Source organism: Stenotrophomonas sp. STEN063 (assembly GCF_056854515.1).
Genome location: NZ_JBXFWF010000009.1, coordinates 17045 through 39685 on the forward strand (window position 1 = coordinate 17045; position 22641 = coordinate 39685).

A 22641-nucleotide genomic window follows, 5' to 3' on the forward strand; every position below is an offset into this window, starting at 1 on the left:
AAGGTGCACGGAGCCTTCCAACAGAGAGCAGCACTTGTGGGAGCGGCGTGAGCCGCGAAGCTGACATCGCATCAGCGAGCCGAAAAACACGACAACACCATTCAGCCCGAACGCTTCACCGCATACACCCGACCATCATTGCCCCCACCGCAATAGAACAACTCTCCGCCATCCGCTTCCAGCCCACTGACACTGATGCCTTCCGGCATCTGCAGGCGCTCAAGCACCGCGCCGGTATCGGCTTGCAGGCGACGGATGTCACTCTGCCCTGCCTCGCCTGTCGCGTGCCAGAGTTCCCCATCCACCCAAGTCACGCCGGTGACGAAACGGTCGGATTCAATCGTGCGCAGGATCTTGCCGTCGGCCGGATCGATCTGGTGAATCTTCCGCTGCCGGTACTGCCCCACCCACAGGCTGCCTTCCGCCCACGCCATGCCCGAATCCATTCCATTGCCCGGTGCCGGGATCGATGCCAGCACCTCGCCACTTTGCGGATCGATCTTGTCGATACGCGCTTCGGCGATCTGCCAGAGATAGGTTCCATCGAACGCAGTACCGGCATCACAAGGCACGGCCAAGCTGCGCACCGTCCCGCCATCGCGCGGGTCGAAGGCCACCAGCGCCGCACCCGTGGCGGCCCAGACGTTTGTTCCATCGAAGCTGACGCCATTGACGGTGTCCGAGCCGGCGAACGGGCCGTACTTGCGTAGCACCTCGGCAGGGCGGACCTTGGCCGCCGCAACCTTGGGATTCAGGGTTTGGGTATTCATCGCTGCGATCTCCTGGCATGTCCGCGATTGGCTGCCTGCCAGCGACACTAGTCAATCGGCAGCGCAGCAGGGAGTAACAAGATCGTCGTGAATCCACTCAGCGGCACCGCGCGCCAACGCTGCGCTCGTCCGCGTCCAATCGCGTACACACGCCCTGCTGCCTGCAACTCCAGCAGCGCCCGCTGCGCGTTGCGCTGGCTCTGGCCCAAAGCCAAACCCAGTGCCGAGGTCGACCAGGCCGCGCCGTCGGCAAGCAACGCGAGCAGTGCGCCTTGTTCGCCATCGATGGGCGGGAGCAAGACCTTCACCGCGGTCGCCGAACAAGGCGACAGGCGGAAGCCAGCAGCAGTCGCTTCAATCTTCGCCTGCACCGCGATGAGCCCGCGCAGGCGACCTATTTCCACACGCAGCCGGGCGCGCAGCGTCTCGTCGTAGTGATGCATGGAAAATGCGCGGCTTATCAGCACATCGCGGTCAACCTCGCCCGGCCAGGCCTCGGCCAGCGCACGGGCAAGCGCGAACAGCACCGGACGCCTTGCCAGCGATTGCCAGCCTGCACCAGACCTGACGCCACGCTGGCACCCGTCAACGATCAGTGCACCGGAATCCAACAGCTGCTGCACCTGGTCGATACGCAGCAACTCATCCGCACCTGCGCCGAGGCAACGCGCAGCCGGCTGGTCCAACTTGATGCGGGCTGCGTCCACTTCCGCCTGCAGCGCCGCTACACCTGCTTGCGCCGCAGCCATCCGTGCACGTTCCAGCAGGACGCGTGCCTGCGCAATCCGCATCCTGCGCAGTGCCAAGGTCGCAGCAGTCAGATCAGCCATGGCGCGCAGCGCGGGCTGCAGCTTCCTTCCCTCCAACCTGGCCAGCGCATGCGCTGCTTGATCCAGCTTGCCCAGCAGTAGCTCTCGTCGCGCCAGTATCAACCAGGCCTGCAGTGCATTGGCCGCATCACCCTGCGCATCAAGCACGGTCGCGATGGATGACAGCGGTTCGGAGTTGCCGCCAAGTTCCCGCAGCGCCAGCGCCACTTCGGCTTCGGCCAGACCGCAGCGTGCGCGTGCGAGGACTTCATGTGCGCCGAAGCCACGTTGCGCACGTCGCAGCAGCTCGCGTGCACGGGTCAGGTCGCCCAGCTGGGCCATCGCGATTCCGCGTAGCGCCAACGCAGGAGGATCGTCACGCAATGCGACGTGCTTTAGCGCGGTGAGTACGTCACCGCTAGCCAGGGCGCGTGCGGAAGCTGCGATCAGGGAATCCATGGGCGCAGGCTAACTGCGGGCGGGCGTGGATGCACTTTTCCACGATGACGCGCCTGCACAGCCAATTGAATCATCCCGAGGGGAATGCCTGCGCGCTGCAGGACAACCGCTAAAAGCGCCCTCCCCCTACCCCCGCTCCGCGCCCCGGCCCTTGCGCTGGCGCAAGGTCGGTCGATGGGCAGCGAACCAGTGGTTCGCAAGCTACCCCTCTCCCCCCGCAACGCGGGAGAGGGGACAGCCCACTTTCCTGCGGGACGAAGGGACAGCCCACGCCTGCGGGGAATCAGGGGCTGCCGCTTACCTGCGATTGATGAAGAACTCCACCGGCACCATCACCTCCACCGGGTCGCCAGCGACGTCCGCTGGCGGTGCCGGCACCGGTGTTGCGCGTGCCACTGTCTCCAGCGTGGCCTCGTCCAGGCTGTCGTGACCGCTGCTGCGGCCGATCCGGGCATTGCTGACCCTGCCCTGCCTGTCCACGCTGAAGCGCACATAGGCCACGCCTTGCTGGCGCAGACGCTCGGCCAGGCGTGGATAGCGGCGGTATTTTTCCAGGTGCCCCAGCAGCTGCCCTTGCCAGGTAACCGAGGCCTGCGCCTGTTGCCCGGCCGTGGTCTGGCGGGCGGCGTAGCGCTCACTGGGCTTGGCGCTGACATCTGGCGGCGCCAGGGTCTGGTCGACGCTGTGGGCGTCGGAGGCAGGTACCTGTTCGCGCGGTTGCGGCGGCACGTAGGCGTCAACCACCTCCGGCTCCTGCGGCGGTGGCTCGCGTTCCACGCGCGGCGCCGGGGTCGGCTCGCTGCGTTGCTGCTCCTGCTGCGGCGGACCCTGCGGGATCTCGGTTGGCGCGGCGGGTGGAGCCTCGGGCGTCTCGGCCAGATCGACCATTACCGCTTCCAGCGGTTGCTGGTCGGCCAGCACGGGCGGCGTGCGCAGACTCCACCACAGTGCCGCGCCGATGACCACGACGTGCAGCAGCAGCGCCAGCGCGAAACTGCCGCCCCAACGCAGGCGGGAGGATGCAGTAGCAGCGGTCACGGCGACTGCTCTACCCCGACCAGCGCCACTTTCAGGTAGCCGGCACGACGCAGCAGGTTCATGGCTTCCATCAGGTCGCCATAGCTGACCGAACGGTCGGCACGCAGGAAAATGCGCTGCGAATGATCACCTTGGGTGCGTTTCTCCAGTTCCGCCGCCAGCGCGTCAGCCGACACCGCAGTCTCACCAACGCACAGCGACAGATCGGCCTGCACGGTGAGGAACAGCGGCTCGGCATCGCGTGGCTGTGGTTTGGCGCTGCTGGCCGGCAGTTCCACCGGCACATCGACGGTGGCCAGCGGCGCGGCCACCATGAAGATGATCAGCAGCACCAGCATCACGTCGATGAACGGGGTGACATTGATCTCGTGTGCTTCGTCCAGCGCTTCGTCGTCGGACTCGCGGGAAGTACGGATTGCCATTGCCAGGCCTCAGCGCGCGTCGCGCGGCAGCGCGCGGCCGCAATCCAGATCGCGCGAGACGATCTGCTGCACGCTGGCGGAGATGTCACCGCCCAGTGCCCGCAGGCTCAGCAGGCGGCGACTGAAGTGGTTGTAGATCACAACCGCGGGAATTGCCGCGACCAGGCCCATCGCGGTGGCCAGCAAGGCTTCGGCAATGCCCGGTGCAACCACGGCAAGATTGGTGGTGTTGGACGCGGCGATGCCGACGAAGCTGTTCATGATGCCCCACACGGTGCCGAACAGACCGACGAACGGTGCCACCGCACCGATGCTGGCCAGCAGACCGACACCGCTGCGCAGGCGCCGGCTGTTACCCAGCTCGATGCGCTCAAGCCGCGAACCGAGACGTTCCTTGACGCCATCATGGCCCTGCGCATCGGCGGACAAGGCCAGCTCGGTACGCGCCGCACCCAGCATGCTGCGTGCAAGGTCCGATTGCTGCAGCAACGGCTGCGCCTCCGCACTATCGAGGCTGCCACTGACCTCCAGCACCTCGCGCGCAGCCTGCAGCTCACGGCCGATACGACCAAGCTCCAATGTCTTGGCGATCAGGACCGTCCAGGTTGCCAGCGATGCCAATGCCAGGCAGATCATCACCGCCTGCACCACCCAGTCGGCGGACTGGTACATGGCCCAGGGCGTGAGTGCCTGTGTGGTAGCGGTCGAGGAAATGTCAGCGTGCATGGAAAGATTCCGGATCGTCGTGGAAGAAAGTCGCACTGGCGATCTGGCTGGTGCGTTGAACGTGGTACGAACAGATGTTGCATCGGGCTGATGCAGGTGGACGCGCGGCGAAGGCGACGGACTGCATCATGGCTGCTCGCCACCATCGGCCGGCTCACGCGGGCTGGGCCGCGACAGCACATAAGCGGCGCTGGCCAGGAAAAATATCGCCACAGGCACAGCCAGCTTCCAGCTCGGATGCGCGCCGATGAAGAACAACACGTAGCCCAGCGCCATGCCGCCAGCGGCAAAGCACTTGCCCTTGCGGCTCACCGCGCCCTGCTCGCGCCACAGCCGCAACGGCCGACCGTAGCGCGGATGCTGCAACAGCCACGCTTCAAAGCGTGGCGAGGATTTGGAAAAGCACCACACCGCCAGGATCAGGAAGATGGTGGTCGGCATCACCGGTAGCAAGGCACCGATCACGCCCAGCGCCACCATCAACCAGCCCATGCAGAACCAGAGCCAGCGGATCACGTCGCTGCCTTCATGGTGGCTGCTGGTGCGTCCCCCTGCATCAGGCGAATTCCTGCTCGACGTAGCCACGCACCGTGCGGAACGCAGCATTGGCGCCTTCGATGGCCGCCGCTTCCTGCGCTTCGGTCATGCTGATGCCATCCAGCGACGCAGTGAACTCACGCCAGTGGCGGGCGGCGCCATCCGGATGTGCGGCCAGGTGGCTGGCACCAAACGCCGCGCCCAAGCCCAGCTTGCCAGCCAGCTTGAACAGGATGGTGCCACCGAGGTTGGAGCCTTCAGCCACATACAGCCAACCCAGCGCCTGCGGCAGCTCGATGTCGTCGGGGATGACGGCGGCGCTGTCGGCGGGAACGTCCTGTTGCAGGTCACCCAGATCAGCAACGATCTGCTGCAGGCGCTGACGCTGTTCCAGATCCGGCAACAGCGCGCGCAGCAACGGCGTTGCATACAGCGCCTGGATGTCGCGGTGGAAACGGTATTGCACGCGCACGAACTTGGCGAAGCGCTCGCGGCTGGCAAAGATGTCCTCGGACATGATCCGCTTGTCCAGCGAATCGTGGGTGGTGCTGGTAGCCGCCTTCAAGCGCTGGCTACGGGTGGGAGCTGCAATGGTTTCGGTCGTGGTCATGGTCTGCAACAACGAAGCGGAGGGGGAAACCGGATCCATCCTCTGATGGACTGGCCGGTCGTCCTGATTGAGACGTCTGCCGGGGGCCTTCCCCCAAGTGGCCTGCATGGTGTGCTGCAACCGGCGATCCCGGCGCTGCCGCGCCGGGACCACCTGCTGCATCGATCACACCCTATCCATCAATAGCGGAAGGTCAGTGCCATCCGCGCGGTACGGCCCGGCGCCGGCAGGATGCCCAACGCCAGCGGGTCCAGGTAGTAACGGTCGGTGGCGTTGTCCAGGTTGACGTCCAGGTTCCACTGGTCGTTGAACGACCAGCTGGCGAACAGGTCGACGATGGTCGCCGGACGGTACAGTTGCTGGATCGCCGACAGGCCGACATTCCATTCCTTGTCCAGCTTGCTGATCGGGCCGGCGTTGTGCACCACGCGGGTACCGAAGGTCAGCCGTTCGTCGAACAGGCGCGAACCCAGGGTCATGTTGACCGTGTAACGCGGCGGGTTCTGGGTATTGCTGTACGAACCCTCGAAGCCACCGTCCACGCAGTTCGGGGTGTTCTTCAGCTCCTCGATGTTGCGCTTGATGCCGTATTCACGGCGCTCTGCAGCAATATCCGGCGCGCAGGTCTTGGCCTTGAAGTAGTAGTGCGCGGACAGGTCGGCGAACACCTTGCCGGCATCGTAGTTCGACTGGAACTCCATGCCCGACACCTTGAAGCGATCCACATTGCGGATCAAGCCGGCCGACAGCGTGCGGTAATCGCGGGTGATCAGGTCATCCACGCGGGTATCGAAGTAGGCCAGCTTCAGTGCCAGCTGGTCGCCATTGGCGAACAGGTCGCGCTTGATGGTGCTGGCGCCGATTTCCCAGCTGCCGGAGCGCTCGGGCTTCAGTTCGCCCACCGGCTTGGCGGCGGTGAACAGGCCCAGCGTGGTCTCGAACAGACTCGGCAGCTTGGTGCCCTCGGCGTACTTGAGGTAAACCATGCTGTCGTCGTCGAAGTGGTAGGTGACGCTTGCAGTCGGCGAGAACGCACTGTCGCGGCGCTTGATCGGCTTGGACCAGGTCCAGCTCACCGGCACCATCAGATCCTCCGCGGCATCGGCGTCGTAGAAGTTCCAGCCACCGATATCGGCCACCGTGCCCTTCTTGTACGGCGAGGCCAGCAGCGACGCTTCGGTGAAATTGCCATTGGCATCCGGGTACCAGTTCAGCATCGCGATGCGCTTGGCACGCCATGAGGGCAGGCTCGGGTCACCGTCAAGCAGCTGGGTGTAGCGGTACTGACCCTGGGCCTCGAACTTGTCCTCGGTCGCCAGGCGATTGCGGTCGTGCACATTGACCCGGTTCCAGCGGCCACCGGCCATGAACTCCCAGTGTTCATTGGGCTCCCACTTGATCGATGCGACCGCGCTGTATTCCTTGCGCTCGGCATTGCGCAGGAAGCGGTTGTTGACCAGATCGTCATGCATGATCGGCGAGTTCGGGCGGATGTCCTCGTCGCTGAGCGACAGGCCGTAGTCGAAGGTGAACAGACCTACGCTGGTTTCCAGCAGCGAGGTATTGCTCACGTCCATGCCGAAGCGTTGCTGCTTCAGCGGGTTGGCATAGGCATCTTTGTAGCCGGGGTTGCCGCTGAAGCTCGGCGCGTCATACCACTCGGTGCGACGATCGAAGTACCACGGGGTGATGCCAGTCAGGCTGTTGTACATCAGGCTTTCTGCATCGGTGTACCAGGCGTTTGCACGCAAGTCGACCAAGGCGCTGTCCGGATTGAAGCGGTAGCGCAGGCTGTAGCTGTCCATGTCGACATGGCCCGGATCCCACTGCGGCACGCGATCGCGGTCCACGCGGATGATCTGCGAGGCCATGATCTCGCCGGCAGTGCCTTCATAGCGGCGGTAGCCCAGTTCCAGCGTCTGCGCATCATCGATGCGCCAGGTGCCCTTGAGCAGCGCCGACTCCGAACGCGATGAGGTATTGAATACTTCGGTGCGCGGTGGGTTCAGCGGTGCCAGCGTGCGCCGGGTCTGCGGGAAGTCGTCATAGCCGTGCTTGCCGCCGAAGTAGTTGCCGGTATCGCGCCAGGCATACGCCGCCACCAGATCGAAACGGTCCCAGCGCTGGGCCACGGCCACGTTGGCGAACTGGTTGCCAGTAGCATTGCGGTCGGTGCGCGGTGCAGCGCTGTAGTCGGGCACGTTGTTGGCGCTGTTGTTGGCCAGGCCGGTACGCACGCGGATGCCGCTGTCACGGCCTTCGCGCAGCACGTCATCCACTTTCAAGGTCTCCATCTCGACCACGCCACCGATGCCGCCGGAGGCATTTGCCTGCAGGCTCGGCCCCTTGGTGATGGTGATGTTGGAGATCAGGTCCGGATCGAGGTAGGTACGCTGCGACTGGCCAGCGTAACCACGGTAGGTATCCATGGTGGACTGGCCACCATCGATGATCACCGGGATGCGGCTTTGCCCCTGGATACCACGGATGTTCACGTCCAGGGCGTTGCCCACGCGCGGGTCACCGGCGGTGACGCCAGCCACGCCCTTGATGATGTCGGCGGTGGAGGTGCCACGGAAGCGTTCGATGGTCTGCTGCGGGATGTAGGCGGTCGAACCGGTGGTGCGGTAGGTATCCAGCAGGCGCGCGGCATCGCTGCCGCTGCCTTCGCCACCACGCTGATCGCCGGCCACGCTCAGCGTGCCGGTCACGACCAGGTCATCGGCATTATTGGCACCTGCCGGCAGCTTTTCGAGCGTCACCGCACCATTGCCGCTGCGGCGGGCTGCGAGGCCGGTGCCGCGCAGCAGCTGCTGCAGCGCCGCTGCCGGTGCCAGCTGGCCGGAAACCGGTGCCGAGGTCGCACCGTCAGCCAGGGCTGCGGTATAGGCCACCTGTACACCAGACTGACGCATGTACTGACCCAGGGCTGCGGCAAGCGGCTGTGCGGGGATGTCGAACTGCGCGGAGGCACTGGCCACGGTGGCCTGCGCCATTGCGGGAACGGCTGGCGTCATCACTGCCAGGCCGGCGGCCAGCATCGCGACGTGCAGACGAGACAAGCGCAGGCGTGGGCCGGCGCGGAAAGAACTGAGCATTGGAAATCCTGTTGTCGAAGCCGCAATGAGGCGGCGGAGGTTCGACGTACGTGGCGGCGGCTGAGGTACGGTCGGGGTTAAGACGAATGAACCGGGCAAACCCCCAAGATCAATCGCCCAGCTCAGCTAGCGACGCGCTGGCAGCTCGTTTTCCTGTGCCTGCACGATGGCGATGCCGAACGGCAACCGCGTCACCCGCAAGCCACTGCCCGCAGCCAGCGCGTCCAGCGCCTGCTCGGGTTGATCCAGACGCAACGCGGCATTGATCGGCGGCAACGCCGACAGATCGCCACGCACGAATACATGGCCGAGCCGATAACGCCCCAACTCGGCCAGCACCTGCGTCACCGGCACGTTCTCCAGCAACAACTCGCCGCGCCGCCATGCAGCGACATGATCAGGTGCCAACTCCGTACCGCGCTCGGCAACGCCGCCATTGCTCCAGCCCGCGGCCTGCCCTGCCTGCAGGTACATCCAGCCCTGGTCAGGGCGCGCTGCTACCCGCACACGCCCCTGTTCGACCGCGGTATCGACGCGATCAGCTTCCCGGCTGACCACGAATGCGGTGGAGATATCCTCCACCACGCCATCACCGACGGTAATGCGGAAGGGTGCGCCGGCTTGCGGCACAACCTCGAACCAGGCGCGCCCACGCAGCAGCTCGATACGCCGGGTGGCCTCGCCGTAATGCACGGCAATAGCGGCGCCAGCATCCAGCACCGCGGTTGAACCGTCGGGCAGGTGGACATGCTGGATGGCCACATCCGCGCGGTGGTCCGCGCGCATGCGCAGCGCCAGCTCCGGCGCCGACATCACCCCGCAGAACAGCGCCAGCACCGCCACCGCCGCCAACCAGCGCCGTTGCGCATGCCGCTGCGGGCGCTGCACCAGCACCGTGGTCTGCGGGCGGGCAGCGAGACTGCGCCAGAGCACGCGTTCATGTTCAAACGCGTGGCGGTGCCCGGGCTGCAGCAGCCATTGCTCGAACGCCTGCATGTCAGGCTCACCCATGGTTCCCGATGCCAGCCGCAGCACCCAGTCGCGCGCCTGCTGCGCAACGGGATTCTCGGGCGGAACGGAAGAGGACGGCGGGCGCATGGGCTGGCTCAGGTGGTGATGCTGTTGGTGGGTACGGACGGAATACAAGACGATTGGCGGCGCCGCATCCCCAAGGGTAGCTGCGAGGCTAGTCGCCGCTGCGCGCCCAGGCCAGGCGTTGCAGGGCCAGGCGCAGGTGGTTTTCGACGGTGGTCACCGAGACCCCCATGCGCCGCGCCACTTCCGGCTGGGTCAGCCCCTGCAGGCGGTTCAGGCGGAACATGCTGCGGGTGGGCTCGGGCAGGTGGTCGGCCGCTTCCAGTACCCGCGCCAGCTCATCCTGCGCCATCACCTGCTCTTCGGTGGACAGCACCTCGTCCGCTCCCCACAGGTAATTCTCGGCCTGCAGGCGCAGCCGACGCGTACGTTCACGGCCGTGATCGGTGGCCAGGTTGCTGGCCAGCCGGTACAGGTAGGCGCGCGGATTGCCGATCACCGGCTCATTGCCGACCCCGCGGACCTTGAACCACACCCCCTGGATGACGTCGTCCGCGCCGCCATCACTGCCGAGGATCTGGCGCACCAGGCGCAGCAAGGCCGGGCGTTCGCGGATCAGCAGTTCGGTCAAGGTGGTGGCGTTGCTGGACATGGGGGCTGTTAAGGCAAGACAGGCCGCCTGCGTCAGGCAGCCTTGGGCGGACAAGGATATCCGCATAATGATAATGGTTCTCATATGTATTGCGCGACAGTGTGTTCCCCAAGCCCGGACCGGCCAGCCAGTCGGGTTTGGTGCGCCGCAATAGTGGTGCGCGTAGAATGGGGCTCTTTTTCAACCAACAACGATTCGGAGTCAGCGCAATGAGCCTGAAATTGGTCTCGCCGGGCAAGAACCCGCCGGAAGAAATCAACGTCATCGTCGAGATCCCGAAGGATTCGGAGCCGGTGAAGTACGAAATGGACAAGGAAAGCGGCGCGATGTTCGTCGATCGCATCCTGTCCACGCCGATGCGCTACCCCTGCAACTACGGCTTCGTGCCGCAGACCCTGTGCGGCGACGGCGACCCGGCCGACGTGCTGGTGGTGCTGCCGCTGCCGCTGGTCCCGGGCTCGGTCGTGCGCTGCCGTCCGGTCGGCGTGCTGAAGATGAGCGACGAAGCCGGTAGCGACGAGAAGATCCTGGCCGTTCCGGTCGCCAAGATCTTCAGCGGCTACGCCCACGTCGAAGACATCGCCCAGGTGTCCAGCCACTGGCTGGAACGCATTGGCCACTTCTTCGAGCACTACAAGGACCTGGAAAAGGGCAAGTGGGTCAAGATCGAAGGCTGGGGCGACGCCGCCGAAGCCAAGCGCATCCTCAGCGAGGCGCACAAGACCTACCTCGCCACCCAGGAACAGGACGTCTGATTGTGCCGGCGCAGGGTCGTAACACGGGCCCTGCGTAGCGACAACCATCACGTTTTCCTTGCAGAGGGCATGACCCTTTGCCAGCGAGCAGCTACATTGACAGGCCGGTTCCCGGCCTGTTTTTTGTTCGGCTTTTGCGTTTTGTCCAAGGGGAAGTGTCTTGCGAATCCTGTTAGTCGGCGGCGAAGCCAACCTGTCGGCCGAGCTGCTTGAGTACGTCGCCGATCTGGGCGATGAGTGGGAAGTACAATCGGTCCCGGATGGCAGTGCTGCCATCGTTGCGGTGTCCTCGGCCACCATCGACGCGATCATCGTTGCGCCGGTATTGCCGGACCTGGCCCCGGCCACCCTGCTCGGGCAGATCCGCACGCTACGCCCGGAAACCATCCGCATAGCCCTGATCGACGGCGACAACAACCAGCGCGTGCCATCGGCCCGCATCATTGGCGTGGCCCATCGTTTCCTGCCACTGCCACTGGCCCCGGAAGTGCTGCTTGAAGCATTGACCAGCCTGGAGGAACTGCGCGAACTGCTGGACAGCCCACACCTGCGCCAGACCATCGGCCGCATCGAAAAGCTGCCCTCACCGCCGCACCTGTACATCAGCCTGACCCACGCGCTGGAAGAGGACGAGGAGAGTGACTCTGCGGAGATCGCCAAGCTGATCGCAGCCGATCCGGCCATCGCCGCCAAGGTATTGCAGCTGTCCAACTCGGCCTTCTTCAACAGCGGCCGTGCCATTTCCGACCTGCGTGGCGCAGTGACCCGATTGGGCATGGCCACCCTGCGCGACCTGGTCCTGGCCAGTGAAGTATTCGCCCTGCCCGGCATGTCCGGGCCCGACCGCAACGCAATGCAATCACGCGCATTGATGGCCTCACGCCTGGCCGCCAAGATGCTGCCGGCGTCCAGCGCCGAGCTCGGTTCCACCGCCGCATTGCTGGCCGACATCGGCCTGCTGTTGCCCGGCGTACGCGATGAACGCCAGGCCGCCGAGGCCGATGACCCGCGTCCCGGCCACGCCGAGGCTGGTGCCTATCTGATGGGCCTGTGGGGCCTGCCGATGCCGATCATCGAAGCCGTCGCCTTCCAGCTGCAGCCGGGGCGCTCGAATGTGCGCAGCTTCTGGGTGGCCGGCGCCGTCCATGTCGCAACCGCACTGGCCGCCGGCACCGCCGTTGATGAGCAGTATCTGGCCAATGTCGGCGTGCTGCCCAAGCTTGAGCAATGGCGTGCCATTGCCGATGAGATGATGGGCTTGAGCGTCGACGCCTGAGCCAGCCCTGCATCACAACGCAAGATATGGATTGAATGACAACGGCCGCCTAGCGGCCGTTGTTGTTTCTGCGTGCTGGAAGCGGCTGGCGTGCGACCAATGCGTTGGTCCGCGTTGCGACACACATCCCGGGTGCGCTTCGCTTACCCGGGCGGCGCAACGCACAAAGAAAAAGGGTGGGCCTTGCGGCCCACCCTTCGTCATGCATCACAGAGCTTCGATGGATCAGAAGCGCTGGTTGTACTGGATGAACAGGAAGCGGTCGTAGTCGAGCATCGGATCGATCTGCGAGGCGCTGCTGTTGCTCACCGAATAGGTGATCGGCGGCTGCTTGTCGAACACGTTGCGGGCGCCGACGGTCACGCTGCCATCCCACGGAGCCTGCCAGGTGACAGACACGTCGTGGTACACGATCGCACCCTTCTTGTTGGCGCCGGTGCCGCCCGACCAGCCACCGTTCGGCGTCTGGTAGTTCGGCTCGTTGCACTCAACGCCGTCGTCGTAGCAGTAGTCGCGGAAGCCGCCGTAGTAACGCATGCCCCAGTTGGCCGACAGCGTGTCCTTGGCCCAGTTCAGGCCCAGGGTTGCACGCACGCGCGGGTAGTTCCAGTAACCGGCGTAGTTGTCCCACTCGGCACCCTTGGTCGACTGCTGACGGTAGGCGCTCAGGTAGTTGGCATCGAGGTTGACGCCGAAGGTACCAATCTCGGTTTCCGGCAGGCGGTAACGGACGCCGAAGTTGTAGCCTTCGGTTTCCAGCGAGCCCAGGTTGGCATTGCCGCGGCTCAGGCTGGTGACCTGACCGGTGGTGGCATCACGACCGTACTGGTCGCAGAACTGCGCAACACCGTTCTGGTAGCACTGGCCCAGCACGTAGTTGGCGGACACGGCGGTGATCACGTTGTCGACGGTGATCTTGTACCAATCCAGCGAGACGTCCAGACCCGGGACATAGCTCGGGCTGTACACCAGACCCACGGTGCGGGTCTTGCTGGTTTCCGGCTGCAGCTGGTCGTTGCCCACGCCCGACTGGAACGCAGCATTGGCCTGCGTGTCACGCGCGGTGATCGGCTTGCCAGCAGCATCGGTCTGACGGTAGGTCGAGCTCAGGCCTTCGGCCTGGCAACGAGCGGCAACGCGCGCATCGCTCAGCATGCCGAACTGTGCATCGCACGGATCGGTGAAGCGATCGAAGGTCTGCGAACCGCCACCGAAGGTGTCGTCCATGGTCGGGGCACGGAAGCCCTCGCCGTAGGTACCACGCACCAGCAGGTCTTCAATCGGACGCCAGGTCAGGCTGAACTTGCTGTTGATGGTGTCGCCGAACTTGTCGAAGTCGGAGTAGCGGCTGGCGATATCCAGCGACAGCTCCTTGGCACCCGGCAGGTCACGCAGCAGCGGAACCATGAATTCCAGGTAGAACTCATTGGCCTTGTACTTGCCCGAGGCAGCGCCGGCAGCCAGGTCGGTGGTGTAACCGGCCGAGGACAGTGCATCCGGGTGGTCGTAGCCGCTGACTTCGCGATGCTCGTAACCCGCAGCGAAGGCCAGCTCACCAGCGTCGCCCGGCATGTCGAACAGACCACCGGTGATGTTGGCGAAGTACTGCTTGCTCTTGCTCTGCGAGGTCGCGTTGAGCAGGGTGTTGATGTACTTCAGCGCTTCCGGGGTAGCAGCGGTAGCGCCACCCAGGACGTCAAACGGGGTGCACTGGCCCAGTGCTGCATTGGTGCCCAATGCAATCGGATTGGCCAGCGAACCGCACTGCGCCACACCTGCGCTGTTGATGAACGACGGGCCCAGGGCCTTCTGCAGTGCCAGCAGGTTGATGTTGCCGCTGCTGGTTTCGGTCACGTCGTACTGGTTGTAGTTCAGGCCCACATCCCAGTCGAACGGACGGTCGTTGAAATCAAAGGTGCCTTCCAACGCTGCGTCGAAGTGGAACGACTTGACATTGTTTTCGCTGATGCGCGGCAGCTCGAAAATACGACGGCCCCAGCTGGTGATATCAGCACCGACCGGGTTGTAGACGCTGTCCTTGCTCAGGGCAACCGGGAAGTTCTTCTGCGAAGTACCGGTCAGCGGGTAGCCAGCGATCTGACGCTTGGAGTCACGCTCCGAGTACATCACGGTCGACTTCAAACGCAGGTTGTCGTTGATGTCGTAGGTACCAGCGGCGAAGACCGACTTGTTCTCCGAACCCTGGTTCAACATCATCTGCTCAGTGGCGTTGAAATAATCATCGCCATTGATCTCGTGGTAGTTGTTCGGGTCGCTGGAATCAGCGCCGACGCCACCCGGATGATTGATGACCATCACCTTGCCGGTGACCGGGTCGGTGTAACGACCCCACTGGCCGGCCGGGCTCAGGCCGTCTGCAGCGTGGTTCGGGCCGTAGGTGTAACGGGTCAGTTCACGGTCCTTTGCCCACACCGGATCTTCCTTGGTGTAGGAAGCGCCCAGCATGATCGACGAACGCTCGCCGACCGCACCCAGGGTCAGGTTGTACTGGGTCTTGGCACCGTCGCCGTCGCTGTTCTGGCCGTAGTAGACCGAAGCTTCAGCGCCTTCGAAATCCTTGCGCAGGATGATGTTGATCACGCCGGCAATCGCGTCGGAGCCGTAGATGGCGGAGGCGCCGTCCTTCAGCACTTCGATGCGCTCGATCAGCGAGCTCGGAATGGTCGACATATCGGTGAAGCCAGCCAGGCTGGAGCTCCAACGCTTGCCATTGACCAGCACCAGGGTGCGCATTTCACCCAGGTTGTAGAGGTTGGCGTACTGGCCACCCTGCTCCGGGTTGGATGCCAGCACGGCAGCCTTGGAGAAGGTCTGGGTGCCCGACACGGTCAGGTTCTGCAGGATGTCGCCAACGCTGACCAGACCCGAACGCTTGATGTCCTCGGAGGACACAGTGAAGATCGGCTGGGCGGTCTCAACGTCCACCGAACGGATACGCGAACCGGTGACTTCCAGGCGATCCAGGGTGGTCGCACCGGCAGCAGCTTCCTGCGCCGAAGCAAATGAGGGGGTCAAGGCAATAGCAATGCCGGCCGGGAGCAAGCCCAACCGCACTGCAGAATTACGAAGCTTCATCAATCTCTCCAAAGAGCTAAACAAACGACAAAGTTAGCGGTGCGTTAAACACCCCTGAACGTTACGTTCGTACTGCCACCTTGGTTTTGCGCAAGCCATCCTTAGGCTTTGCCGAATCTGGCTTCAACGCCCCCGGCTGCTCACGGTACTGCGTGGCCGATGCACCAAAACGTGCGCGGAACGCACGCGCGAAGCTGCAGCAGTTGTCAAAACCACTGGCAGACGCAACCTCGCCGATCATCATGTCGGTATCACGCAACAGCATCGCCGCCCGTTCCAGTCGCAGCCGCGCCGACAAGGATTGCGGGCTCTCTTCATACAGACTCTGGAAGGTCTTGGACAAATACCAGCTGGAGAAGTTGGTCAGCTCGGCCAGCTCACCAATGCGCACCACGCGGTGGCTGTTGCCCTCCAGGTACATGCGCGCACGCTGCATGCGACCGAATACCTGTCGCTTGCGGATACGCGAACGACCCGGGCAGCGCTGCACGGTGCCGGCAAGGTCACGCTGCAGGGAAGCAAGATGCAGCAGCAGCGGACGCAACTGATGAATGGTCGCGCCCGGTGCCTGCGCCTCGCGCCACAGGCGCAACGCCAGGCGAGCCTCACCATGGCTCATGCGGCCGCGGCCGGTATAGACACTACAATCGGCCAGGGTGCCGAGCATGCGCAGCGCATCGGTGTCCAGGCTGATACCGATGCACATGCCATCACGGCCAGCCTGGACCAGCGGGCGCGATTCCTTTTCAAAGGCAATCCACTCGCGCTGGCGAAGGCGGAACTTGCCTTCCTTGGATTCCACCCAGGCAGTGCCGCGCAGCTGCAACCATACGGTGAACACGGTGCCCGAGGTCTGCAGGCTGCCCAGTCGCGCCACACCTACACAGGCAGGCCGCGGGCCATCCTCCGCAGGCTTCTCGAATGACACCGACTGACCACGATCCACCCACGAAACCTGCCGCATATCGCACACCATCGTTTGCTCATATTGAGCGAACGTTTTGCCAACTTTGGCGATGCGGGTCAGGAAAGTCCGGCGAGAAAGCTGCGAATTCTTCCCGATAAGCTCTACGAAATATTTCCGAAACCACAATTTCCTACGGCGACAACCACTTAGCCAAGCCGAGTACCCGTCGCGGCGCACGTTGCGGAATGCGCATCATCCCGATATCGGCGTTGTCAGCGGCGGCCAAGGCGATGAAAACCGCCTTTCCATCCGGCGCCAGGCTGAGGCCGTTGCTCGCACTGAAGCGGCTCGCATCCAGACACTGGCTGCTGCCATCACCGACGATTGCAGTGAGCCGACTACTGCAATCCCGGCTGATGTCCAGGTATTCCACGGCGCCACCGGCAGCCACGGCCCAAGCACGGTAACGCCAGCGACTAGGCAACTCGGCGTGCACGGCTTTCATGCTGTCCGGACTCAGGCTCGGCGCCGCCTGCCACAGCCCGCCGCTGGCCAAGCGCGTGAACAGCACCCGTTGTCCGGCGCTGTCGAGGCGCACCTGCGACACACCTTCCAATGACGCCAGGCGTTTCCAAGGCTGCTGGCTGCGGTCAAACAAGGTCAACGCCATCCGCTCGTCATCACCGCGTTCCACCACCAGCAGCGTATCGGCGACTGGCCCATACACCGCCTGCAGCGGTTCACGTACGGGCACTGGCAGCTTCACCCAGTGACCTTCCTCGGGCGCCACCTCATAGATACCCGGCGTGCCATCCGCATCTCGCCCGGTCACCAGCAGACGCCGGCCATCGGCGGACCAGTCCATGGGCTGCCGCGCCTCAGGGCGCACCCCTTCGATCATCTGCAGGGACGCCGGTTCATTCAGGCGCGCCCACCACAGTGCAAACGCACCGGAACGGTCCGAGGTAAACGCCAATTGCGCACCATCAGGCGAGACCATTGGCTGGCCATCACGCGCCGAGGAAGCAAACAGGCGCTGCGCCGATCCAGCATCGGCTCCCAACGGGATACGGTACAAACCGAACTGCGGCTGGCTGCGCATGAACGCCAGATTGCCACCGCCACGCGACACCGCGGGGCTCTGTGCGTTGTCGATGCCCATGTCACGCAAAGCGCGCGTCGCCACATCCAAGCGGTACAGGCGCGCTTCGCTGTCGATACGGCGGCCGAACACCATTTCATCCGAGCCCAGCCAACTCCAGCCCCTGATTTCGGCGGCCTCGTCGGTCAAGCGCTGTGCATTGCTGCCGTCGGCATCCATCACCCACATATCCCCCACCTGGGGATTGCGCACGAAACCGATTTTTTTTCCGTCCGCCGAATAGCGCGGTGCATAGTCGAAATCGTCTGCGCCGATCTCGTACTGCAACGATGACCAGCGTCCCGATGCCAGGTCCAGACTGCGTATGCCACGGCTGGCGTAACGGCCGGTCATGGAACCAAACAGCAGGCTCGCCCCGTCCGGCGCCCAGTCAAAGCTGAGCATATCGGTACCATCGCAACGCGCGGCGCGGCGCAGGCCAGTGCCCGTTGCCGACACCACCAGAACCTCGCAGTCCCCCTGCGACAGGAAGCGTGCAAAGGCAATGTTGCGGCCATTCGGCGACCATACCGGGAAGCGATCCGAAGCCCCTGTGGGCGTGGCCAGCAGCGGCGTGGCGGTTGCGTTGCTTACACTCTGTATCCACAAGCTGGAGCGATTGTCCCTCTCACGCGCGAACACCACCAGCGCACCATCAGGTGAGAGCGAAGGATTGACCTCAACGTCCTCGGTTGCGGTAATCAGCCGATAGGGGCGCGCAGGACTGCCCACCACCCGGTTGCCCTCGGCAACCGTTGCATCCACCTGCGGAGGCACATCACGCTCCCACAGCAGCCACGCCATCACCAGTGTGCTGAGCAGCAAGGCAATACCAATTGCCAGCAGTCCAAGACGTCGCATCCTGCGCCACTTGTAGCGCGTTGCTTCGCGCGCGGTTGCTTCAACCGCGTCTACAGGAACTGGTTCAGTGACCGCCGCTTCAACGTCCTCGGGTGCCGCGACATCCGCGTCCGGCTCCCAAACCACCGTGGCCAACAGCCGATATCCGGTCTTTGCGATGGTTTCTATATAAGGCGTACCTTCGCCGGCCTCACTTGCGGCAAACGCCTTGCGCAACTGGGTGACCGCCTGGGTCAGCACGTCATTGGTCGGCATGGTGTCCGGCCAGACATCGGCGAACAGCTCCTCGCGCGTCACCACCTGCCCCGGCCTGCGCGCAAGCACCAACAACACCCCCACCGATTTGGGTGTGAGCCGCTGGATCTTGCGTGTCCCTGGCAGATGCACCTCGCGAGAGGAAAGCACCACCAGACACTCACCGACGCGCAGTCGGTCAGAGCTAGGTTTTTCGGTGGGGTTCGTTGCCATCGCGGTCTTTCAAAATCGCTGGCGGACACGAATCCTGTGTCCAGCTTTCCGGGTCCACGCCCTTACAAGCCGCCAAATTCCGCAAAAGGCATCAACGCACAGAGCAAATGTTTTATCTGGAACAGATATTACTCTAACCAAGTTCCCCACGTGCCACACGTGGACGACATCAGGCTCTCTCTCGCCGACGAAATTACATAATCAGCTACATGATTCGCGCCGCACGGCGCGATTTTTTTAACTAGCGTTCAGTTTTTTCTGCCTTGTAGATGGTCAGGCCAACCAGCCGCGAAACCACCAAGGCAACGTACATAACGCCTGCAAACTGCTCCAACATCACCAATGCACGTGCTTGCGGATGCACTGGCACCACGTCGCTCAGACCTACCCCTGACAACAAGCTGAAGCTGAGATAAAGCAGCTCGACCCAGCTCCTGAAATCACCTTCGCTGGTGGCTACAAAACTACCCGGATACACGTGCTGGCAAACTGAATAGGCAAAAGCGAAGGCCCAGGCCAGCAAGGTAAACGTAGCACCCGCAGCAAACAGCTCATCGCGCGTGACCTTGTGGTCCTGCAGCATGTAGGCAATCAAACTGCACGAGGTATAGAAGTACAGCAGGCTCTCGAATGCCTGCGCCACCGCGACCAGCGAATGGCGCCCCAACAGGGCACCGGCGATGGAGAACACCACGGCCGGAATGGCCAGCGTCAGCGCCAGCCACAGCAGCAGCGGACTGCGCCGCACCACCCACACCGCCAACCCCAGCACCACCATGCCGAACGCACCGAACAAGGCGCGTCCGGCTGGCATGTGCTCCATCGCCGGGTAAAGCAGAACGCCCAGCAATTGCACCGCCAGCAACCATGCAGATGGGTGCCTGCGCGCCATCACGATCAATCTCAAGCGCGACTGCATACGCATCCCTTCATTGCCGGTGCCGAACGGTGTGGTTGAGCCAAGGCCCGCAGGAGCGGACCTCAGGGGCCCGGACTGGTCGCCATCCCGGCGCGATACGGGTAAGCGGCAAAGATCGCGGCCACCGCGGCATCAATGCGCTCGCCGCGCTGCTCCGGCTTCACCCGCCCCACCGTACCGACCGCGACGCCTTCCCAGACCAGCTGCTTCTTCCGCGCATCCACCACGTCGATGTTCAAGGTGCCTTCGGTGTACTGGCGCACGTCGGTGCGGTCACGCCAGTACGGCACGGCGACATAACCGCGGGCGCGGTAGCTGTAGTAATAGTCGTAATCCACTTCCGGCATCGTGGTGACCTGGGTCTTGTCCTGCAGGTAGGCGTTGAGGTTCACCCACAGGTCCGGGTTGGCTTCATCGAACCGGTAACCACGTGACTCCATCTGCGTGCGCACCGCGGCGCGGATGCGGTTGCTGGTGATGGTGGTATAGCCGTGCTGCTCGAGCGCCAGCGGGGTGTAGAACGCAAAGCTGCGGTAGCGCGAAAAGTCGGCAGTCGGATCGGCCTGGCTGGCTACACGCGGCGTGCTGGCGCAGGCACCCAGCAGGAGCAGCGAGGACAAGACGAGAAGCAAGGAAACGAAGCGAAGTTTCATGGCCTACCCCTGGTGTGGACGAGCGCACGCTAACACGTCCGTCGACGTCCCGGCGTCAATCAAGGGCCGGGGCACCCGCCGGGATGCCCCGCCCCGTACCGCGGGTCTACTCGATCCGGTAGACCTGCGCGCCCTGCTCGCGGAACTGCGCCGATTTCTCGGCCATCCCCGCCGCCAACGCCAGCCCTTCATCCACGCCCTGCTCGGCCGCGTACTCACGCACATCCTGGGTGATCTTCATCGAGCAGAAGTGCGGGCCGCACATCGAACAGAAGTGGGCCAGCTTGTGTGCATCCTTGGGCAGCGTTTCGTCATGGAATTCCTTGGCCTTCTCCGGATCCAGACCGAGATTGAACTGGTCTTCCCAGCGGAATTCGAAGCGCGCCTTGCTCAAGGCGTTGTCGCGGACCTGCGCACCCGGATGGCCCTTGGCAAGATCGGCGGCATGCGCAGCGATCTTGTACGCCATGATGCCGTCGCGCACGTCCTGCCGGTTGGGCAACCCCAGGTGTTCCTTCGGCGTAACGTAGCAGAGCATCGCGGTGCCGTACCAACCAATCATCGCCGCACCGATCGCGCTGGTGATGTGGTCGTAGCCCGGCGCGATATCGGTGGTCAGCGGCCCCAACGTATAGAACGGCGCTTCGCCACACTCCTGCAGCTGCTTGTCCATGTTCTGCTTGATCAGCTGCATCGGCACATGGCCGGGACCTTCGATGATGGTCTGCACATCATGCTTCCAGGCAATCTTGGTCAGCTCGCCCAGCGCCTCCAGTTCGCCGAACTGCGCCGCGTCGTTGGCATCGGCAATGCAGCCCGGGCGCAGCCCGTCACCGAGACTGAAGGACACGTCGTAGGCCTTCATGATGTCGCAGATGTCCTCGAAGTGCGTGTAGAGAAAATTTTCCTTGTGGTGCGCCAGGCACCATTTGGCCATGATCGAACCGCCGCGCGAGACGATGCCGGTGACACGCTTGGCAGTCAGTGGCACGTGTCGCAGCAACACCCCGGCGTGGATGGTGAAGTAATCAACCCCCTGCTCGGCCTGCTCGATCAAGGTGTCGCGGAAGATCTCCCAGGTCAGCTCCTCGGCCCGGCCATCCACCTTCTCCAGCGCCTGGTAGATCGGCACCGTGCCAATCGGCACCGGTGAGTTGCGCACGATCCACTCGCGCGTCTCATGGATGTGCTTGCCGGTGGACAGATCCATCACCGTGTCGCCGCCCCAGCGGATCGCCCACACCAGCTTCTCCACTTCCTCGGCTATGCCCGACGACACCGCGCTGTTGCCGATGTTGGCGTTGATCTTGGTGAGGAAGTTGCGGCCGATGATCATCGGCTCACACTCGGGGTGGTTGATGTTGTTCGGCAGGACCGCGCGGCCGCGCGCGATCTCCTCGCGCACGAATTCCGGGGTGATGATCTGCTGGATGCTGGCACCGAAGCTCTGCCCTGGATGCTGGGCAAGCAGTCCTGCATCACGCACTGCATCCAAGCGCTGGTTCTCGCGGATGGCGACGTACTCCATCTCCGGGGTAACGCTGCCGCGCCGCGCATAGTGCATCTGGGTGACATTGGCGGTACCAATCGCGCGGCGCGGCAGCGTGCGGCCAGGAAAGCGCACGGCATCCAGCCGGGCATCATGCTGGCGACCACGGCCGAACTCGGAGCTGAGACCGGCCAACTGCTCGGTATCCCCGCGCTCCTCGATCCAGGCGCTGCGCACCGCCGCCAGCCCCGCTGCCAGATCGATGTTGGCCTGCGGATCCGTATACGGGCCGGAGGTGTCATACACGGTGACCGGATGGTTCTCCTCGCCGCCGAACAGGGTGGGCGTGCTGGTCAACGCAATCTCGCGCATCGGCACCTGCAGGTCCGGGCGCGAACCAGAGACGAAGATCTTGCGCGAGCCGGGAATCGGCCGGGTCACGGATTCGGAGAGTTGCTGGGCCTGCTGCTGCAGGCTGGGCTGTGCGTTCATTGGCATTCGTCCTGTCTATCCACACGCGGGGTGCGAAGGCCACGCGAGGGATTCGCATGACGGAACGAAGCGAAGGCGCACGCCACCCGGCCCCGGCCCATAGCGGGCACATCGACTGGCGGCACACGAAGCTTCCCTACGCCGGTATGAGCCGGATCAGGTTCGAAGGGTATGTCTCAACCGCGACCCAATGGTCACGGTACCCCCGCTTCGGGCGTCATTAGACCTGCAATCGATGGGAAAGCCAAGCCGACAGGAACACCGGTCAACGGGCTGCAGCTGCTGACCGCAGGCGTCTCCTTGCACAGCGTCACAGGCCACTAACGTAATCGTGACGCGCCATTCAGTAACATCGCGCGCAGGCTCGTTTCGAATGACTGCCTTGCGGCGCTTGCCGCCCCTCCTTTCCCGGCCCGGCGCCATGGTGC

The 22641-nt window shown here is 63.9% G+C and carries 18 protein-coding genes and 1 riboswitch; of the genes, 2 read left to right on the forward strand and 16 right to left on the reverse strand.

The genetic code is table 11. The features are described from left to right. Positions 1–101 precede the first annotated feature (101 nt). The 10 genes from AC1VWL_RS04110 to AC1VWL_RS04155 form a co-directional block, all read right to left on the reverse strand. Positions 102–770 carry a glutaminyl-peptide cyclotransferase gene (locus AC1VWL_RS04110; protein ID WP_482985862.1) on the reverse strand — a complete coding sequence of 223 codons (669 nt, stop codon included), beginning with the start codon at positions 768–770 and terminating at the stop codon, positions 102–104. A 47-nt stretch (positions 771–817) separates the two neighbouring features. Beyond that, on the reverse strand, positions 818–2038 hold the full coding sequence (locus tag AC1VWL_RS04115; protein ID WP_482985863.1) for a helix-turn-helix domain-containing protein: 1221 nt from the start codon (positions 2036–2038) through the stop codon (positions 818–820). A gap of 297 nt (positions 2039–2335) precedes the next feature. Beyond that, positions 2336–3076 (reverse strand): energy transducer TonB, encoded by a 741-nt coding sequence (locus AC1VWL_RS04120; protein WP_482985864.1) that lies wholly within the window; start codon positions 3074–3076, stop codon positions 2336–2338. Next, the gene (gene exbD / locus AC1VWL_RS04125) at positions 3073–3498 is read right to left on the reverse strand and encodes a TonB system transport protein ExbD (RefSeq protein ID WP_482985865.1); all 426 of its coding nucleotides are present in this window, start codon (positions 3496–3498) and stop codon (positions 3073–3075) included. Before exbD ends, AC1VWL_RS04120 begins: the two co-directional genes overlap by 4 nt. A 9-nt stretch (positions 3499–3507) precedes the next feature. Then, positions 3508–4224, reverse strand: coding sequence for a tonB-system energizer ExbB (gene exbB / locus AC1VWL_RS04130; RefSeq protein ID WP_482985866.1), 717 nt, complete (start codon positions 4222–4224; stop codon positions 3508–3510). Between the two features lie 126 nt (positions 4225–4350). Further along, on the reverse strand, positions 4351–4737 hold the full coding sequence (locus AC1VWL_RS04135) for a YbaN family protein (protein ID WP_343229787.1): 387 nt from the start codon (positions 4735–4737) through the stop codon (positions 4351–4353). A gap of 43 nt (positions 4738–4780) precedes the next feature. Next, positions 4781–5371 carry a biliverdin-producing heme oxygenase gene (locus AC1VWL_RS04140; protein ID WP_282268566.1) on the reverse strand — a complete coding sequence of 197 codons (591 nt, stop codon included), beginning with the start codon at positions 5369–5371 and terminating at the stop codon, positions 4781–4783. A gap of 179 nt (positions 5372–5550) precedes the next feature. Next, positions 5551–8469 (reverse strand): TonB-dependent receptor, encoded by a 2919-nt coding sequence (locus tag AC1VWL_RS04145; RefSeq protein ID WP_482985867.1) that lies wholly within the window; start codon positions 8467–8469, stop codon positions 5551–5553. Positions 8470–8595: 126 nt separating this feature from the next. Then, positions 8596–9567 (reverse strand): FecR family protein, encoded by a 972-nt coding sequence (locus tag AC1VWL_RS04150; protein ID WP_482985868.1) that lies wholly within the window; start codon positions 9565–9567, stop codon positions 8596–8598. An 88-nt stretch (positions 9568–9655) separates the two neighbouring features. Beyond that, on the reverse strand, positions 9656–10156 hold the full coding sequence (locus AC1VWL_RS04155) for an RNA polymerase sigma factor (protein WP_282268570.1): 501 nt from the start codon (positions 10154–10156) through the stop codon (positions 9656–9658). Positions 10157–10365: 209 nt separating this feature from the next. Between AC1VWL_RS04155 and ppa the strand changes: the two genes are divergently transcribed. Both ppa and AC1VWL_RS04165 read left to right on the forward strand, forming a co-directional pair. Then, a complete protein-coding gene (gene ppa / locus AC1VWL_RS04160; RefSeq protein ID WP_282268572.1) occupies positions 10366–10911 on the forward strand; it encodes an inorganic diphosphatase in 546 nt (181 codons plus the stop codon). A gap of 160 nt (positions 10912–11071) precedes the next feature. Then, complete coding sequence (locus AC1VWL_RS04165) at positions 11072–12187, forward strand: HDOD domain-containing protein (RefSeq protein WP_481614946.1); 1116 nt, start codon at positions 11072–11074, stop codon at positions 12185–12187. A 225-nt stretch (positions 12188–12412) separates the two neighbouring features. On the opposite strand, the gene AC1VWL_RS04170 is transcribed toward AC1VWL_RS04165, so the two are convergent. The 6 genes from AC1VWL_RS04170 to thiC form a co-directional block, all read right to left on the reverse strand. Next, on the reverse strand, positions 12413–15283 hold the full coding sequence (locus tag AC1VWL_RS04170) for a TonB-dependent receptor plug domain-containing protein (protein WP_481614947.1): 2871 nt from the start codon (positions 15281–15283) through the stop codon (positions 12413–12415). Between the two features lie 61 nt (positions 15284–15344). Next, positions 15345–16247 (reverse strand): helix-turn-helix transcriptional regulator, encoded by a 903-nt coding sequence (locus AC1VWL_RS04175; protein ID WP_482985869.1) that lies wholly within the window; start codon positions 16245–16247, stop codon positions 15345–15347. A 133-nt stretch (positions 16248–16380) separates the two neighbouring features. Then, positions 16381–18660 (reverse strand): winged helix-turn-helix domain-containing protein, encoded by a 2280-nt coding sequence (locus AC1VWL_RS04180; protein WP_482985870.1) that lies wholly within the window; start codon positions 18658–18660, stop codon positions 16381–16383. Positions 18661–18901: 241 nt separating this feature from the next. Continuing rightward, positions 18902–19585, reverse strand: a complete 684-nt coding sequence (locus tag AC1VWL_RS04185) for an ion channel (RefSeq protein ID WP_296251859.1) — start codon at positions 19583–19585, stop codon at positions 18902–18904. 56 nt (positions 19586–19641) lie between these two features. After that, positions 19642–20232 carry a DUF4136 domain-containing protein gene (locus AC1VWL_RS04190; protein WP_296251861.1) on the reverse strand — a complete coding sequence of 197 codons (591 nt, stop codon included), beginning with the start codon at positions 20230–20232 and terminating at the stop codon, positions 19642–19644. 106 nt (positions 20233–20338) lie between these two features. Beyond that, positions 20339–22213, reverse strand: a complete 1875-nt coding sequence (gene thiC / locus AC1VWL_RS04195) for a phosphomethylpyrimidine synthase ThiC (RefSeq protein ID WP_482985871.1) — start codon at positions 22211–22213, stop codon at positions 20339–20341. Between the two features lie 115 nt (positions 22214–22328). Continuing rightward, positions 22329–22430, reverse strand: a riboswitch (TPP riboswitch). Positions 22431–22641 lie beyond the last annotated feature (211 nt).